Here is a 14,935-nt window from a genome sequence, read left to right as displayed (position 1 = left end):
CCTTCGGCCGCTTACGGCGCGTGGGGGGAAGGCGTCGGGCGGTGGGCGTCAGCCGCGTACGGCGGCGATGGATGCGGCGAGCGCGCCGGGCACATCGGGCACCAGGGTGTGCGCACCGTCCCGGACGATCTGGCGGCCGCCCACGACCGTGTGCCGCACATCCGCTGCGGAGGCGGCGAATACGGCCGTCTCGGCGCCCAGCCGGGGCAGCGGTCCTGCGGTGCGTACGGAATCCAGCGCGATCGTGGTGAGGTCGGCGAGCGCGCCGGTCTCGATGGCGCCCGCGTCGTCCCAGCCCAGGGCGGCGTGACCGTCGGCGGTCGCGGCGCGCAGCAGGGCGGCGGCCGCCCAGTGCCCGCGGGTGCGGGTGCGCAGCCGTTCGTCGAGTTCCATGGCGCGGGCCTCTTCGAGCAGGTCGATGACGGCGTGGCTGTCGCTGCCGAGGGACAGCGGGCTGCCGTGGGCCTGGAGCCGGGCGGCCGGGCCGATGCCGTCGGCGAGGTCGCGTTCGGTGGTGGGACACATGCACACGCCGGTGGTGGAGCCGCCGAGCAGCGCGATGTCCTCATCCGTGAGGTGGGTGGCATGCACGGCGGTGGTGCGCGGGCCCAGCGCGCCGTGGTCGGACAGCAGCTGGGTGGGGGTGCGGCCGTGGGCGTCGCGGCAGGCGTCGTTCTCGGCGGTCTGCTCGGAGAGGTGGATGTGCAGCGGGGCCCGCCGCGCGCGGGCCCAGTCGGCGACGGTGCCCAGCTGGCCGGCCGGGACCGCTCGTACGGAGTGGATGGCGGCGCCGATCCGGGCGTGCGGGCGGCCGTCCTCGAGGGCGTCGGCGCGCTGGGCCCAGGCGTCGGCGGTGCCGTCGGAGAAGCGCAGCTGGTGCCGGTCGGGCGCGGCGCCGAATCCGGACGACAGATAGGCGGTGTCGAGGAGGGTGATGCGGATACCGGCGTCGGCGGCGGCCGCGATCAGGGCCTCGCCCATGGCGTTGGGGTCGTCGTAGCGGGTACCGCCGGGTGCGTGGTGGAGGTAGTGGAATTCGCCGACGCAGGTGATGCCGGCCATCGCCATTTCGGCGTAGACGGCGCGGGCGAGGGCGTAATAGGTGTCGGGGGTGAGCCGGTCGGCGACGCTGTACATGACCTCGCGCCAGGTCCAGAAGGTGCCGGAGCCCACCTGGACGGTGCCGCGCAGGGCGCGGTGGAAGGCGTGGGAGTGGGCGTTGGCGAGGCCCGGGAGGGTCAGGCCGCGCAGCGCCACGGCGCCGGGCGGCGGGGCCGCCGTCCCGGTCCGTACGGCCGTGATCCGCCCGTCCGCGACCTCCACGGCGACGCCGGGCTCGACATGGGTGCCCAGCCAGGCATGTTCGAGCCAGTACGTCGTCGGTGCTGTCTGCGTCGGTGTCGCCTGCGTGGTCAGCGGCACGCCAGCCCCTCCAGTACGTCGGCGAGTGCGGTGACTCCGGCGACGCAGTCGTCCTCGGTGGCCGTTTCGGCGGGCGAGTGCGAGACGCCGGTGGGATTGCGTACGAACAGCATGGCCGTGGGGACGGTCCCGGACAAAATACCGGCGTCGTGTCCCGCGCCGGTGCCCAGGACGGGTACCGGCCGCTCCCCCGTCTTGCCGAGGATCGCCCCCAGCTCGTCCCGCAGGGCGTGCTGGAATTCCACGACAGGGGTGAAGGATTCCCGGACGACGGTCAGGTCCACGCCGTCGCGGGCGGCGCGCTCGGCGGCCGCACGCTCGATCCCGTCGATCACGGTGTCCAGGGTGTCCTGGCCGGCGGCGCGGGCGTCCAGCCAGCCGCTGACCAGCGAGGGAATGGCGTTGACGCCGTTCGGCTGCACGCTGATCTTCCCGAACGTGGCCAGGGCCCCGGCCAGCCGGGCCTGCTCTCGGGCGGCGAGCACGGTCGCGGCGTAGGTGAGCATCGGGTCGCGGCGGTCCTCGAGGCGCGTCGTACCGGCGTGGTTGGCCTCGCCGCGGAAGTCGAACCGCCAGCGTCCGTGCGGCCAGATCGCGGAGGCGATGCCGACCGGGTCACCGGAAAGGTCCAGCGCGCGGCCCTGCTCGACGTGGAGTTCGACGAACGCGCCGATCCTGGCGAGCCGTTCGGGGTCCGGGCCGATCGCCTCGGGGTCGTATCCGGCGCGCTCCATGGCCTGCGGCAGGGTGAGGCCGTCCCCGTCGCGGAGCTGGTGCGCCGCCTCGGTGCCCAGGGCGCCGGCGGCCAGCCGTGAGCCGACGCAGGCCAGCCCGAAGCGGGCGCCTTCCTCGTCGCCGAAGTTGACGATGGCGAGGGGCTTGCCGAACTCCGCTCCCCTCCGCCGGAGTTCGTCGAGCGCCGCGAAGGAGGAGACCACACCCAGCGGCCCGTCGAAGGCGCCGCCGTCCGGTACGGAGTCCAGGTGCGATCCGGTGACGACGGCGTCGCCGGGGGCCACGTCCTCGTACGTCGCCGCACCGAGCCAGGCCCACTGGTTGCCGTTGCGGTCCAGCTCGTAGGCGAGCCCGCGGGTCTCGGCCTGCGCCTTGAACCATGCGCGGCAGTCGGCGTCGGCGCCGGTCCAGGCGTGGCGGCGGTAGCCCCCGGAGGAGGAGTTGCGCCCGATCGGCCGCAACTCCTCCCACATCTCGTGGAACGAGGCGGTCACGCGTCCTCGCCCTCGCGCATCGGGATACGGACGCCGCGTTCGGCGGCCACCTCGTCGGCGCGCTCGTAGCCGGCGTCGACGTGCCGGATGACGCCCATGCCCGGGTCGTTGGTCAGCACCCGGCGGATCTTCTCGCCGGCCAGCGGGGTGCCGTCGGCGACCGTGACCTGTCCGGCGTGGATCGAACGGCCCATGCCGACGCCGCCGCCGTGGTGCAGCGAGACCCAGGAAGCGCCGGAGGCGACGTTGACCATGGCGTTGAGCAGCGGCCAGTCGGCGATCGCGTCCGAGCCGTCCTTCATGGCCTCGGTCTCGCGGTACGGCGAGGCGACCGAGCCGCAGTCGAGGTGGTCCCGCCCGATGGCCAGCGGCGCCTGCAGCGTCCCGTCGGCGACCATCTCGTTGAACCGCTCGCCGGCCTTGTCCCGCTCACCGTAGCCGAGCCAGCAGATCCGGGCGGGCAGCCCCTGGAAGTGGACCCGCTCACCGGCCATCTTGATCCAGCGGGCCAGCGACTCGTTCTCCGGGAAGAGGTCCAGGATGGCCTTGTCGGTGGCGGCGATGTCCCGGGCGTCGCCGGAGAGGGCGGCCCAGCGGAAGGGGCCCTTGCCCTCGGCGAACAGCGGCCGGATGTAGGCGGGGACGAAGCCGGGGAAGGCGAACGCCCGCTCGTAGCCCGCGAGCTGGGCCTCGCCGCGGATCGAGTTGCCGTAGTCGAAGACCTCGGCACCGGCGTCCATGAAGCCGACCATGGCTTCGACGTGCCGAGCCATCGACTCGCGCGCCCGCTGGGTGAAGTCGGCGGGCTTCTCCGCGGCGTAGGCGGCCATATCGGCGAAGTCGATGCCGACGGGCAGGTAGGCCAGCGGGTCGTGGGCGGAGGTCTGGTCCGTCACGATGTCGATCGGGGCGCCCTCGGCGAGCATCTGCGGCAGCAGTTCCGCGGCGTTGCCGAGCAGCCCGATGGAGAGCGGTTTCCGCTGGTCACGGGCCTCGACGGCGAGCTGCAGGGCGTGCTGGAGGCTGTCGGCCCGCACGTCCAGATAGCGGTGCTCGATGCGGCGCTCGATGGCGCGCGGGTCGCAGTCGATGCAGATCGCCACGCCGTCGTTCATCGTGACGGCGAGCGGCTGGGCGCCGCCCATGCCGCCCAGTCCGGCGGTGAGGGTGATCGTCCCGGCGAGCGTGCCGTTGAACTTCTTCGCCGCGACCGCCGCGAACGTCTCGTACGTGCCCTGGAGGATGCCCTGGGTGCCGATGTAGATCCACGAACCGGCGGTCATCTGGCCGTACATGGTCAGGCCGAGGGCCTCCAGGCGGCGGAACTCCTCCCAGTTGGCCCAGTCGCCGACGAGGTTGGAGTTGGCGATGAGCACGCGCGGCGCCCACTCGTGGGTCTGCATCACGCCGACCGGCTTGCCGGACTGGACGAGCATCGTCTCGTCCTGCTTGAGCGTGGTGAGGGTGCGCACCATGGCGTCGAAGGAGCGCCAGTCGCGGGCGGCCTTGCCGGTGCCGCCGTAGACGACGAGCTGGTCCGGGTGCTCGGCCACCTCCGGATCGAGGTTGTTCTGCAGCATGCGCAGCGCGGCTTCCTGCTGCCATCCCCGAGCACTGAGCTCCGTACCGCGCGGTGCCCGCACGGGTCGCGGTCCCGACATGGGCCGTGCCTCCCTGACGTCGAATGGATTGAGCTATTCACATATTGGGGTTACTGAATAGCACTAGTCAACAGGGGGTGGAGCGGGCACCGCGCGAGGCGCGCCGAACCGGCCACGGCGCACCGCACCGCGTCCGGAATCTTTTACTTGCCCGGTAGGAAAGTCTGCGCTAACTTTCCTACTGGGCAAGTAAACGGGGACGAGAACGCTCCGAGCGCCGGCCGCCGCCCACGGCTCCGCGCCCGGAACCGCCTTGGGGAGGCGATGACCATGAGCGCACCGGTGAGTGCCGAGCAGGCCTGGCAGGATCTTCAGCGCATCCGGGTCCCGCAGGAGCGGGTGTACGACGAGGTCGAGAAGCGCGCGTCCGGCGATCCCCGGGCGACATACGCCATGACGGCCACCGTGTGGGTCTTTCTGGTCGCCATGGGGCTCGACATCCCCAAATGGGGCCTGTGGCTGCTGCTCGTCGGATACTTCGCCGCGATGGGCGCGCTCGTCGTGGCCTACAGCCGCCGGACCCGGGTGCAGCTGCACCGCTCGCGCTACAGCTGGCGCTCCGGTGCCACGTTCGTTGCCGGGGGCGTGATCTCCGGCGGGACGGTCGTGCTGTCCGGCCGTCTGGTCGATGCGCTGGCACTGCCGTACGGCAGCGTGATCCAGGCGACCCTCTGGGCGGCGAGCTTCCTTCTCTTCGTGGGCCCGGCGAACCGCTGGGCGGTCAGCCCCCTGCGCAGGCGCGGTGCGAGAACCCTCGACGAAAGGGCGGACCGATGAGCACACCCACCGGATTCGACGAACTGATCCATCCCGCCACCCGGCTGTCGGTGGTCGCCCTGCTCGCCGCCACGGAATGGGCCGACTTCCCGTTCATACGGGACAGCCTCTCGCTCAGCGACTCCGCGCTCTCCAAACAGCTGCACACCCTGGAGGAGGCCGGCTATCTGGAGATCCGCAAGGAGGGCGGCGGCCGCAAACGCCGCACGAAGGTACGGCTGACCGCCCGGGGCCGCACCGCCTTCGAGGGGCACGTGGCGGCACTACAGGCGATTGTCGAGGGCGCGGGCCCCGCCGCGGCGGCGCGCGACCGGCAGCAAGAACACGCAAAGGCAGAACGATGACGATGACCGAGCGCGCGACCGCGCGCCCGACGGACCGCACCGACCCCACCACCACATCCGGCCGGCCCACCGCCTCCGGCGAGCCCGTCATCCGCGTACGCGACCTGAGGATGGCGTACGGCAGCGTCGGCGTCCTGCACGGTATCGACCTGGACATCCACCGCGGCGAGATCCTCGCCCTGCTCGGACCCAACGGCGCCGGGAAGACCACCACCGTCGAGATCCTGGAAGGCTTCCGGCAGCGCTCCGCCGGTGAGGTCCAGGTGCTCGGTACGGACCCGGAGCGCGGCGGCGACGCCTGGCGCGCCCGGATCGGCCTGGTCCTCCAGTCCTGGCGGGACCACAAACGCTGGCGGGTCGGCGAGCTCCTGGCCCACTTCGCCATGTACTACCCCGATCCGCGCGACCCGGCCGAGACGCTGGCCCTGGTGGGCCTCGGCGAGCAGGCCGGGCGGGGGATCGAGCAGCTGTCCGGCGGCCAGCGCCGCCGCCTGGATGTGGCGCTCGCCGTCATCGGCCGCCCCGAGCTCCTCTTTCTGGACGAGCCGACCACCGGCTTCGACCCCGAGGCACGGCACGACTTCCACGTCCTGGTCGAACGGCTGGCCCACGAGGAGGGCGTCACGGTCCTCCTCACCACCCACGACCTGGCGGAGGCCGAGCGGCTGGCCGACCGGATAGCCGTGCTGGTCGGCGGCCGTATCCGGGCCTACGGCACACCCGCGGAACTGGCCCGCAGCGCCGCCGCCCGGGCCGAGGTCCGCTGGACGGCCGACGACGGCACGGCCCACCGCCGGCGCACCGAGGACCCCTCCCGGCTGGTCTGGGACCTTCACCGGGACGCCGACGGGCCGATCGCCGACCTGGAGGTCCGCCGGCCGACGCTGGAGGACACCTATCTGCACATGGTGCACGGCGGGGGCGAGGGGGCGGACCCCACGGCCGGCACAGAGAACGACAACGGGAACGGGACCGACAACGGGTCCGGCGACGGGTCCGGCGACGGGCTCACCAGGGGGAAGAAGCAAGCCGCATGACCACCACGCAGACCACGACTCGGGCCGGCGCCCGGCCGCCGCACAGCAGCCCCGGCGTCCGCCCCGTCCCCGCTCGCCCTCTCACCCGCCGCTACTGGCGCGCCGGCTTTCTCCGGGGCGGCATCGAGCTGCGGCACCTGGTCCGCAGCCGGAAGGAGATGACCGGCCACCTGGTGAATGTGGTCGTCGCCCTGCTGCTGGCGGCCAACCTCAGCAAGAGCGTGCCCGGCACCCGCATCCCGATGGCCCAGCTGTCCCTGGCGGGTTTCGCCGCGTATCTGCTGTTCCAGATCGGCCTGGTCACTCTCCCCCAGATCCTGGTGACCGAACGGGAGGAGGGCGCCCTGCTGCGCCTGCGCGCCACGCCGGGCGGCATACCGGCCTATCTGGTGGCCAAGTCGCTGCTGGTGGTCACCATGGCGCTCGGCACCCTCGTCGTCCTGCTGGGGGCCGGTGCGCTGCTGGTGGACGGGCCGCTGCCGCGAGACGCCGGCAGCTGGCTGACGCTGCTGTGGGTGGCCGCGCTGGGGCTGCTGGCCGTGGTGCCGCTGGGCGCGGCGATCGGAGCCGTACTGCCCAATCCGCGCGAGGCGCTGGCTTTGCTCATGCTGCCGGTGATGGGACTGCTGCTCACCTCGGGAGCGATGTTCCCGCTGAGCTCCCTGCCCGAGGTGGTCCAGAAGATCGCCTCCGTCTTCCCGCTCAAGTGGATGGCGCAGGGTCTGCGCGCGGCCCTGTTGCCGGACGCCGCACGCGTCGCGGAACCGGCCGGCTCCTGGGAGCTGCCGACGGTCGCCCTGGTGCTGACCGCCTGGGCCGTCCTCGGCTTCCTGCTCGCGATACCCCTGCTGCGCCGCGCCGCCCGTCGCGAGTCCGGCTCCCGGCTGAGCGAGCGCCACCGCAAGGCGGCGCTGAGCGGGGCGGCGGTGTAACGGTCCGGTGGCGTCGTGCCCTCATCCGATGGCGCGACGCCCCGCCCAGTGATGGAGTTGCCTCATGACCGGCCCCAAGGACGAGCCCGTGACAGGCCCCCTCCCCGGCCCCACACATGTGGCGGCCGGTGCGGCCGCCCGCGGCAGCACCCACGCCACCGGCGGCACAGCCTTCACGGACAACACTCACACCACCGGCACTGCGCACCTCACCGGCAGCGCTCACCTCACGGACAGTGCGCCCGCCGCGGGCAGCGCGCCCGCCACCGGCGGCCCGCACGCCATGGCCGCCACTGCTGCCACCGCTGCCACTGATGCCCAGCGAGCCCCCGCCCGGGATCGTGCCGTACGGGCGGCCGTCGCGCAGGGGCTGGTCGGGCCCGCCGAGCCCGTCGCCGGGTTGCTCGATGTCGACGGGATCCGGCGGTCGGCGGCCGAACTTCGCGCCGCGTTCGAGGAGTTCACCGCGCCGGGGACACCGGTCCTGCATGCCTTCGCGGTGAAGGCCGCCTCGCTCGTGCCCGTGCTGCGGCTGCTCGCGCAGGAGGGGCTCGGCTGCGAGGTGGCCAGCCCCGGGGAGCTGGCGCTGGCCCGCGCCGCGCGGGTGCCGGCCGCGCACACGGTCCTGGACTCCCCGGCCAAGACCCTCGCCGAACTGCGCGAGGCCCTGGCGCTCGGCATCGCGGTCAACGCCGACAACCCCGAGGAACTCTCCCGTATCGACGGACTGATGGCCTCCGCGCCGAGCAAGGCCCCCATCGGCCTCCGGGTCAATCCGCAGATCGGCGGCGGCAGCATCGGCGCGATGAGCACCGCCACCGACACCTCCAAATTCGGTGTGGGGCTACGCGACGAGGGTGCCCGGGAGTGGGTCGTACGGTGCTGCCTCGACCGCCCGTGGCTGACCCGGCTGCATGCCCATGTCGGCTCCCAGGGCATGCCGCTGGAGCTGATGGCCGCGGGGGTGTCGGCCCTGTTCCATCTGGCGGAGGAGATCAACGAGAGGGCCGGACGGCGACAGATCGACACCCTCGACATCGGGGGCGGTCTGCCGGTCAACTTCGCCTCGGACGCCACGGCCCCGACCTTCCGCGAGTACGCCGCGCTGCTCCGCTCGGCCGTCCCGGGTCTGATGTCCGGACGCTATGGCCTCGTCACCGAGTTCGGGCGCTCGCTGCTGGCCAAACACGGCACGGTCGTCGCCCGCGTCGAGTACGCGAAGTCGGCGGGCGGCCGCCCCATCGCTGTCACCCATGCCGGCGCCCAGGTCGCCACCCGTACGGTCTTCGTGCCCGATGCCTGGCCGATCCGGGTCGCCGCCTACGACGCGCACGGCCTCCCCAAGACCGGCGCGCCGGTCGCCCAGGACATCGCGGGCCCGTGCTGCTTCGCGGGCGACCTGGTCGCCGAGAACCGCCCGCTCCCGCTCCTGCGGTCCGGCGACCACGCCGCCCTTCTCGACACCGGCGCCTACTACTTCTCGAACCACTTCGCCTACAACTCCCTCCCCCGGCCCGGCATTTACGGCTACACGGCCGCCCCCGACGGCAGTGTGCGCTTCGCGACCGTACGCACCCCGCAGACCTTGGCCGAACTCACGGAGGAAAGCGGCGGGGCCCACGCCGACGCCCTCCGCGGACTTCTCCAGGAGCAGCCTCGCGACCGGGAACGCCCTTACGGCCAGGAGCACCCTTAGCGGCGCGCCCCACCCGGTGCCGCGTCGCCCGCCGCCGCCCCCGTCGTCAGATACCCCCGCACGCCCTTGCCCGCTGCCCCGCCCCGCGCCGCCGACTCCGTACGCACCCACAGCAGCGCGTCCTGCTCGCGCTCCCAGCGGCCCAGCCACTGCGCTTTGCCCCAGAGGCCCAGCGCGGCACCGGCCATCAGCAGGCCACCGGCCGCGGGCAGTGCGAAGGACGAGCCGACGGCGGCGAGGAAGGCGAGCAGCAGCCACCAGCGGTGCGCCCGCCGCCAGATGCGGAGGGTGACCGCGCGGTCCTGAAGGATGGCCCCCTTCACGGCGCGCGAGGCGCCGTCGGCCAGGGTCGCGTACCGCCGTCGCCGCACCCCGAACACCACGAACGCCGCGATCACGAACATCGCCGCCCCCGCCGGCAGCCCGATCTCCCGCCCGGCCGGCGCCGGCACCAGCGCACCGATACCCGCGGCCAGCAGCCCGGACCACCACAGCCACCCGGCCGGCGCCCGCACAATGACCGCCACCCGCGCCAGCGCATACGCCCCACGCCCCACGACAGACCTCCTCATGCCCGTCATACGTGTACCGGCGGCGGATCGTAGCCAGCGCGGATGAGGATTCCCTGAGACCGCGGCCGGAGCGCCGGGCGGCCCCACCATCATCCGCACGGGTGACCGACCCCGACCTCACTCCACGAACAACCCCCGCGCCACCGCCTGCGCATCGAACTCCTCCAGCCGCGCCTGCGCGTCCGGGAGGGCGTCGCACATGGCCTCCAGGAGGACGCGGCCCAGCAGCATCGGGGCGCAGGCCGTGTCGAAGGCGAGGCCGGTGCCGACGGGGGCGGGGAGGAGGAGGTCGGTGTGGTGGGCGACGGGGGCGAAGGCGCTGTCGGCGACAGTTGCGGTGGTCAGGCCGGCCTCGCGGGCGTAGGCGAGGGCGTCGACGACCTCGCGGGGGTGGCGGGGCAGGGCGAAGCAGAGGAGGGCGGTGGCGCCGGCGTGTACGGCGGCGTCGATGCGGTCGGTGAGCATGGTGCCGCCCTCGTCCAGGAGGCGGACGTCGGGATGGACCTTGCGGGCGAAGTAGGTGAAGCCGGCGGCCTGGGCGGTGGCGGCGCGCAGCCCGAGCACGGGCAGCGGCCGGGAGGCGGCCAGGAGGCGGCCGGCCTCGATCACCGGGGACGGGTCGGCAAAAGCGGCGGCCAGGTGGCGGAGGTTGTCGATCTCCGCATGGACGGCCTGCTGGTACTCGTTGTACGAGCCGGTGTCACCGGGCTTGCCGGCGGGCGCGACCTCGCGGAGGTGGCGGCGGAGCGCCGGGTAGCCGTCGAAGCCGAGCGCGACGGCGAAGCGGGTGACGGAGGGCTGGCTGACGCCGGCCAGTTCGGCCAGCTCGACGCTGGAGAGGAACGGGGCGTCGGCGGCCCGGCGGACCATGCAGTGCGCGATCCGCCGCTGGGTGGGCGTCAGCCGGTGCCCCTCGAAGAGCTTCTGCAGGCGGGCGGCGGTGCCCGTCTCGGCCTCGCCCGTACCCACGCCCGCACCTGTGTCCGTGCGGGTGCCCTCGCCCGTGCCGCCGTTGACCCCGTCCCCGCTCATTGCCTCTTCTTCCCGGCCCGAAGGGGCCTGTTCCCGCCCCCAGGGGCCTGTTCCCGGCCCGGGAGGGCCCTTGTGCCGTGCTCCGTGTGCGGTGTCGCGTGTGGTGTGAACCGGTGCCGACCGACTGTACGGACCGACCGACGGTACGTAATCACTGGCCCGTCCCGGGCGGCGGTACGCCTCACCGTTCACACCGCCGCCAGCCGATCCAGCAGCCCGGCCGCCACCGCGACATCATCGGTCAGCGGCCGGTCCTCCATCCGGGGGTCCAGCGCCTCGGCGGCGAGCGTGTAGGCGCCGGCGAGCGGCAGTCCGGGTTCCGGTTCCAGGGAGCGCATGCGCAACGCCCGTACGGCGGTGACCAGTTCGCAGGTCAGGACCTGACGGTAGTACGTGCAGGCGCGCAGCGTCTGGCGGGCGCCGAGGGAGGCGAAGCTGGCCTGTTCCTCGACGCCGCGGGAGAGGACGGCGTGGCCGAGGGAGGCCGGGTGGGAGACGGCGCGCATCTCGCCGAGGGCCGCGCCCGCGGCGTATTCGAGGATCATGACGCCGGAGCTGGCGGGTGCGGCATCGCCCAGGAAGGGGCGGAGCCGGGTGTAGTCCGGCTCGGAGAGCGCGGCCAGGCGGGCGGTGGAGAGCCGGGCCGTCTGGAGCACGGCGAGCCGGAAGGCGTCGAGGGCGAGTACGACGTGGGCGGCGTAGAAGTTGCCGTGGTGGTAGGCGGCCTGGTCCTCGACGCTGATGAAGGGGTTCTCGGAGGCGGCGTTCACCTCGACCGTCAGGATGCCGTCCAGGGTGTCGGCGGCGTCGAGTGCCGGGCCGTGGATCTGGGGGATGCAGCGGAAGCCGTACGGGTCCTGGATGCGGCCCAGGGGTGCGGCGGGGCGGTCCGGAACACCGGAGACGGTGCGCATCCGGGCGGCGGCGGCCGCGGAACCGGGGTGCGGGCGGGCGCGCATGACCGGTTCGGCGAAGGGTTCGTACGAGCCGCCGACCGCGAGGAGGGAGAGCGCGGCGACGGGGAGGGAGGCGGCGAGCAGCCGGCGGAGTTCGTCGAGGGCGAGCGCGGACTGGCCGAGGGTGAGGGCGTTGCTGCTGATCAGGGCGAGGGCGTCGCTGTTGTCGAGGGGGATGGGGGCGGGGGCCCGGGCGCCGGGGGCGCAGTGCCAGGGGTGTTCGCCGGCCAGCGCGAGGCCGGTCTGGGCGAGGGCGGCGAGGTCGCCGGTGCCGACGGCGCCGTGTTCGTGGACGACGGGGTGGGCGCCGGATTCCAGCGCGGCGAGCAGGGAGGTGATGACGGCGGGGTTGAGGCCGGCGCCGCCCGCCAGCAGCTGGTTGGCCCGTACGGCGAGCATGGCGCGGACCTCGCGGGCGGGCAGCGGGTCGCCGATCGCACCGGCGTGGCTGCGCAGCAGGCGCAGCCCGTGTTCGGCGTCGGTCCCGACGTCCTGCGTGCGGTTGGCGCCGACGCCGGTGCTGCGCCCGTAGACCCGGCCGGTGGCGGCGAGGCGGCGGGCGGTCTCCCAGGATTCCTCGGCCGGCGCGAGGGCCTTGGGGCCGGGGGCCGCGGTGCGTGCGGTGCGTTCCGCGAGGGCGGCGATATCGGCGGGGCGCAGCTGGGTGCCGTCGAGGGTGATGCGCCGGACGGCCCGTCGGCCGTTGTCCGGTGTGCGGGAAATCAACGGGCTCAACTCCCTCTTGTGACGCGCTGTGGAGCCACGGGCGAGGTACGTCCGCGCGTCCGCCCCTTGCCCCCCTATTCACACGCTAAGACTCTGCATGACACTATGCAGGTCGGGCAAGCGGCAGCCCCGGAGCCACGCCCTCAGCTGCCGGGAACCGGCTCGCCGGAGCCGCCCCCGGACGGGTCCGGCCACCGCATGGGCAGCCCGAACAGCGGAAACAGCCGCTCCGTGTCCAGGAACGACTGCAGCGCGGTGATCCGCCCGCCGGCCGTCTCGATCACCTGGATCGCCCAGGGCTCACCGCCCGCCCGGTACTGTCCGAACGCCGGCCGCCCGTTGGCCGTCAGCGGCACCAGATGCGACCCCTCGCAGCCGCGCCCGGGCCCCCGCATCCAGCGCACGATGTCCTCGCGGCCGCGCAGCCAGAGCGCGTACGGCGGCATCGACAGCGTCGAGTCCTCGTGCAGCAGGGCCGTCAGCGCCTCCATGTCGAAGCGCTCGAACGCGTCGACGTAGCGCTTGAGCAGCGCCTGCTGCGCGTCGTCCAACGGCGGGGCGGCCGGGGCCTCGTCCACGGCGAGCGTCGCCCGCGCCCGCTGCAGCGCGCTGTTGACCGCGGCCACCGAACTGCCGAGCAGCTCCGCGACCTCGCTCGCCGACCAGCTCAGCACCTCCCGCAGAATCAGTACCGCCCGCTGCCGGGGCGCCAGCCGCTGCAGTGCGGAGACGAAGGCGAGCCGGATCGATTCCCGTGCGACGGCGGCCTCCGCCGGATCCGCGGCCTCGGCCAGCACCCGCCCGTCCGGCACCGGCCCGATCCAGGTGGCCTCGGGCAGCCCGTTCCCCACCGGGGTGTCCACGCTCGACGGCGACGCGAGATCCATCGGCCGCGCCCGCCGCCGGCTCCCCTTGAGCAGATCCAGGCACACATTCGTCGCGATCCGGTAGAGCCAGGACCGCAGGGAGGACCGCCCCTCGAACCGCGCATAACTCCGCCAGGCCCGCACCATGGTCTCCTGCACGGCGTCCTCGGCCTCGAACGCGGACCCCAGCATGCGGTAGCAGTACCCGGTCAGCTCGGCGCGGTGCGCCTCCAGCCGGTCCGCCAACTCGCCCGGCGCACCACCCTGCCGGGCCCCGCCGTCCCCTGCCACGTCCACCGCGATTTCGCTCATCGAGGACCGCCATCCACCCGTCGGCCGACCACCGGCACGCGTGCGACGACGGTACCGGAGCACCGTGCCCCAGTCTGCTCCCCGGGCGAGGGGGGCGCAGCGCGAGGTGCCCGGGACCGGCACGCCTGCCGCAGGCACGGTCGCCGCCTTCAGACCGATGGGGCCGGTGACCGCGGGAGCCGTCTCATCGGCGCACCGCCACCGCCGAGCCCCGCTCGGACAGCCGGGGCGCACACAAGATGCGTTTACGGCGGACCCGGCGGCCCTCGATGGCGGCGACCGCCAGACGGGCGGCTTCCTTGGCGATGTCGGTGAGGCCCCAGTCGACGGTGGTCAGGGGTGGGGTGAGGACGCGGGAGACGGGGTGGTCGTCGAAGCCGACGACGGACAGGTCGCGGCCCACGGTGAGGGAGGCCTCGGCGGCGGCCGCGTAGACGCCGTAGGCGATGGAGTCGGAGAAGCAGAAGACGGCGGTGGGCGGGGCGAGGCCGGCGGGGGCGGTGCGGGGGCGGCCGTCCGGGGCGTTGGTCAGGACGCGCCGGGCGACGGCCGTGGCCTCGTTCAACTCCTGGGCACAGGGCAGGACTTCGGCCTCGATGCCGAGGCGGTCGGCGGCCTCGCGGACGTAGACGTCGGCGGGGCGGTCGGGGGTGGAGCGGCCGGTGGGGGTGAGGACCGTGACCCGGCGGTGGCCCAGGCCGCGCAGGTAGTCGAGGACGGCGTCGATGCCGGCACGGTTGTCGAAGAGGACCTCGCCGGCCGCACGGGCCCGGCTCAGGGCATCGCCGATGGACACGACGGGAACCGCCTCGGCGATCTTCGCCCAGCCCTCCGCGGAGGGGTCGACGGGCGAGACGAGAAGGCCGTCGACGCGCTGGTCGCGGAGCTGTTTGGCGAGGGCCAGCTCGCGGGCCGGGTCGCCCCCGGCGTCGAGGATCAGGGCGTAGCGGTCGCCGGCCAGAAGCTCGCGTCCTATGGCCGCCATCAGCTGCTGCTGCCACAGGTCCTGGAGGTCGCCGGCCAGCACGCCGACCGTGCTCGTGCGGCCGCTGGCGAGGGCGCGGGCGATGGGGTCGGCCTCGTAGCCCAGGTCGGCGGCCGCCTTGCGCACCCGCTCCTCGGTCTCCTTGGAGACGTGCTTGCCGCGCAGCGCGTAGGAGACGGCGGCGGTGGAGAGTCCGGTGGCCTCGGCCACCTCGCGGAGGGTGGTGCGCTTATTGGGCCTGGCCATGTCCGGAAGCCTACCCAAGGAGGCACCGACCCTTGCCGTACAGCGCCGTCCGGGCCGCTCCCCCGTCCCCCCGCTCCCCTCTTTACGCCCTGGGCGGCGTCCCTTTACGCCCTGGGAGGCGGCGCGCTCCACCCTTGACAGC

13 protein-coding genes are annotated in these 14,935 nt (G+C 73.7%); 5 read left to right on the top strand and 8 right to left on the bottom strand.

Annotation, left to right across the window (positions count from 1 at the left end):
- Nucleotides 1-48 precede the first annotated feature (48 nt).
- From ADL29_RS15060 to hutU, 3 genes are read right to left on the bottom strand one after another with little or no spacing between them, the layout of a single operon-like run.
- The gene (locus ADL29_RS15060) at nucleotides 49-1,422 is read right to left on the bottom strand and encodes a formimidoylglutamate deiminase (protein WP_053924170.1); all 1,374 of its coding nucleotides are present in this window, start codon (nucleotides 1,420-1,422) and stop codon (nucleotides 49-51) included.
- Entirely contained in the window at nucleotides 1,413-2,651 is a 1,239-nt protein-coding gene (locus ADL29_RS15055) for an allantoate amidohydrolase (RefSeq protein ID WP_053924169.1), read from the bottom strand. Before ADL29_RS15055 ends, ADL29_RS15060 begins: the two co-directional genes overlap by 10 nt.
- Entirely contained in the window at nucleotides 2,648-4,312 is a 1,665-nt protein-coding gene (gene hutU, locus ADL29_RS15050) for a urocanate hydratase (protein WP_046927708.1), read from the bottom strand. The genes ADL29_RS15055 and hutU overlap by 4 nt, the downstream gene beginning before the upstream one ends.
- Before the next feature lie 270 nt (nucleotides 4,313-4,582).
- Between hutU and ADL29_RS15045 the strand changes: the two genes are divergently transcribed.
- The 5 genes from ADL29_RS15045 to ADL29_RS15025 all read left to right on the top strand — a co-directional run bounded on the left by ADL29_RS15045 (nucleotide 4,583) and on the right by ADL29_RS15025 (nucleotide 9,098).
- Complete coding sequence (locus ADL29_RS15045) at nucleotides 4,583-5,089, top strand: hypothetical protein (RefSeq protein WP_179954573.1); 507 nt, start codon at nucleotides 4,583-4,585, stop codon at nucleotides 5,087-5,089.
- Nucleotides 5,086-5,433 carry a transcriptional regulator gene (locus tag ADL29_RS15040; protein ID WP_046927707.1) on the top strand — a complete coding sequence of 116 codons (348 nt, stop codon included), beginning with the start codon at nucleotides 5,086-5,088 and terminating at the stop codon, nucleotides 5,431-5,433. Before ADL29_RS15045 ends, ADL29_RS15040 begins: the two co-directional genes overlap by 4 nt.
- Before the next feature lie 110 nt (nucleotides 5,434-5,543).
- The gene (locus ADL29_RS15035) at nucleotides 5,544-6,470 is read left to right on the top strand and encodes an ABC transporter ATP-binding protein (RefSeq protein ID WP_245689422.1); all 927 of its coding nucleotides are present in this window, start codon (nucleotides 5,544-5,546) and stop codon (nucleotides 6,468-6,470) included.
- Nucleotides 6,467-7,402 (top strand): ABC transporter permease, encoded by a 936-nt coding sequence (locus tag ADL29_RS15030; RefSeq protein ID WP_078971015.1) that lies wholly within the window; start codon nucleotides 6,467-6,469, stop codon nucleotides 7,400-7,402. The genes ADL29_RS15035 and ADL29_RS15030 overlap by 4 nt, the downstream gene beginning before the upstream one ends.
- 283 nt (nucleotides 7,403-7,685) lie before the next feature.
- The gene (locus ADL29_RS15025) at nucleotides 7,686-9,098 is read left to right on the top strand and encodes a type III PLP-dependent enzyme domain-containing protein (protein ID WP_053924210.1); all 1,413 of its coding nucleotides are present in this window, start codon (nucleotides 7,686-7,688) and stop codon (nucleotides 9,096-9,098) included.
- On the opposite strand, the gene ADL29_RS15020 is transcribed toward ADL29_RS15025, so the two are convergent.
- From ADL29_RS15020 to ADL29_RS15000, 5 genes are all read right to left on the bottom strand, one after another.
- A complete protein-coding gene (locus ADL29_RS15020; protein WP_107094980.1) occupies nucleotides 9,095-9,655 on the bottom strand; it encodes a hypothetical protein in 561 nt (186 codons plus the stop codon). The genes ADL29_RS15025 and ADL29_RS15020 overlap by 4 nt on opposite strands.
- 132 nt (nucleotides 9,656-9,787) lie before the next feature.
- The gene (locus tag ADL29_RS15015) at nucleotides 9,788-10,702 is read right to left on the bottom strand and encodes a MurR/RpiR family transcriptional regulator (RefSeq protein WP_053924166.1); all 915 of its coding nucleotides are present in this window, start codon (nucleotides 10,700-10,702) and stop codon (nucleotides 9,788-9,790) included.
- Between the two features lie 188 nt (nucleotides 10,703-10,890).
- Entirely contained in the window at nucleotides 10,891-12,384 is a 1,494-nt protein-coding gene (locus ADL29_RS15010; protein WP_053924165.1) for an aromatic amino acid ammonia-lyase, read from the bottom strand.
- Nucleotides 12,385-12,527: 143 nt separating this feature from the next.
- The gene (locus tag ADL29_RS15005; RefSeq protein ID WP_053924164.1) at nucleotides 12,528-13,562 is read right to left on the bottom strand and encodes a sigma-70 family RNA polymerase sigma factor; all 1,035 of its coding nucleotides are present in this window, start codon (nucleotides 13,560-13,562) and stop codon (nucleotides 12,528-12,530) included.
- A 184-nt stretch (nucleotides 13,563-13,746) separates the two neighbouring features.
- Nucleotides 13,747-14,793: a LacI family DNA-binding transcriptional regulator gene (locus ADL29_RS15000; RefSeq protein ID WP_053924163.1), complete on the bottom strand. Its 1,047-nt coding sequence runs from the start codon at nucleotides 14,791-14,793 to the stop codon at nucleotides 13,747-13,749.
- Nucleotides 14,794-14,935: the final 142 nt, after the last annotated feature.

The organism is Streptomyces chattanoogensis (assembly GCF_001294335.1).
GTDB lineage: Bacteria > Actinomycetota > Actinomycetes > Streptomycetales > Streptomycetaceae > Streptomyces > Streptomyces chattanoogensis.
Note: the sequence above shows the minus strand (reverse complement) of the source record. Positions and strands in the feature narration are given on the sequence as shown.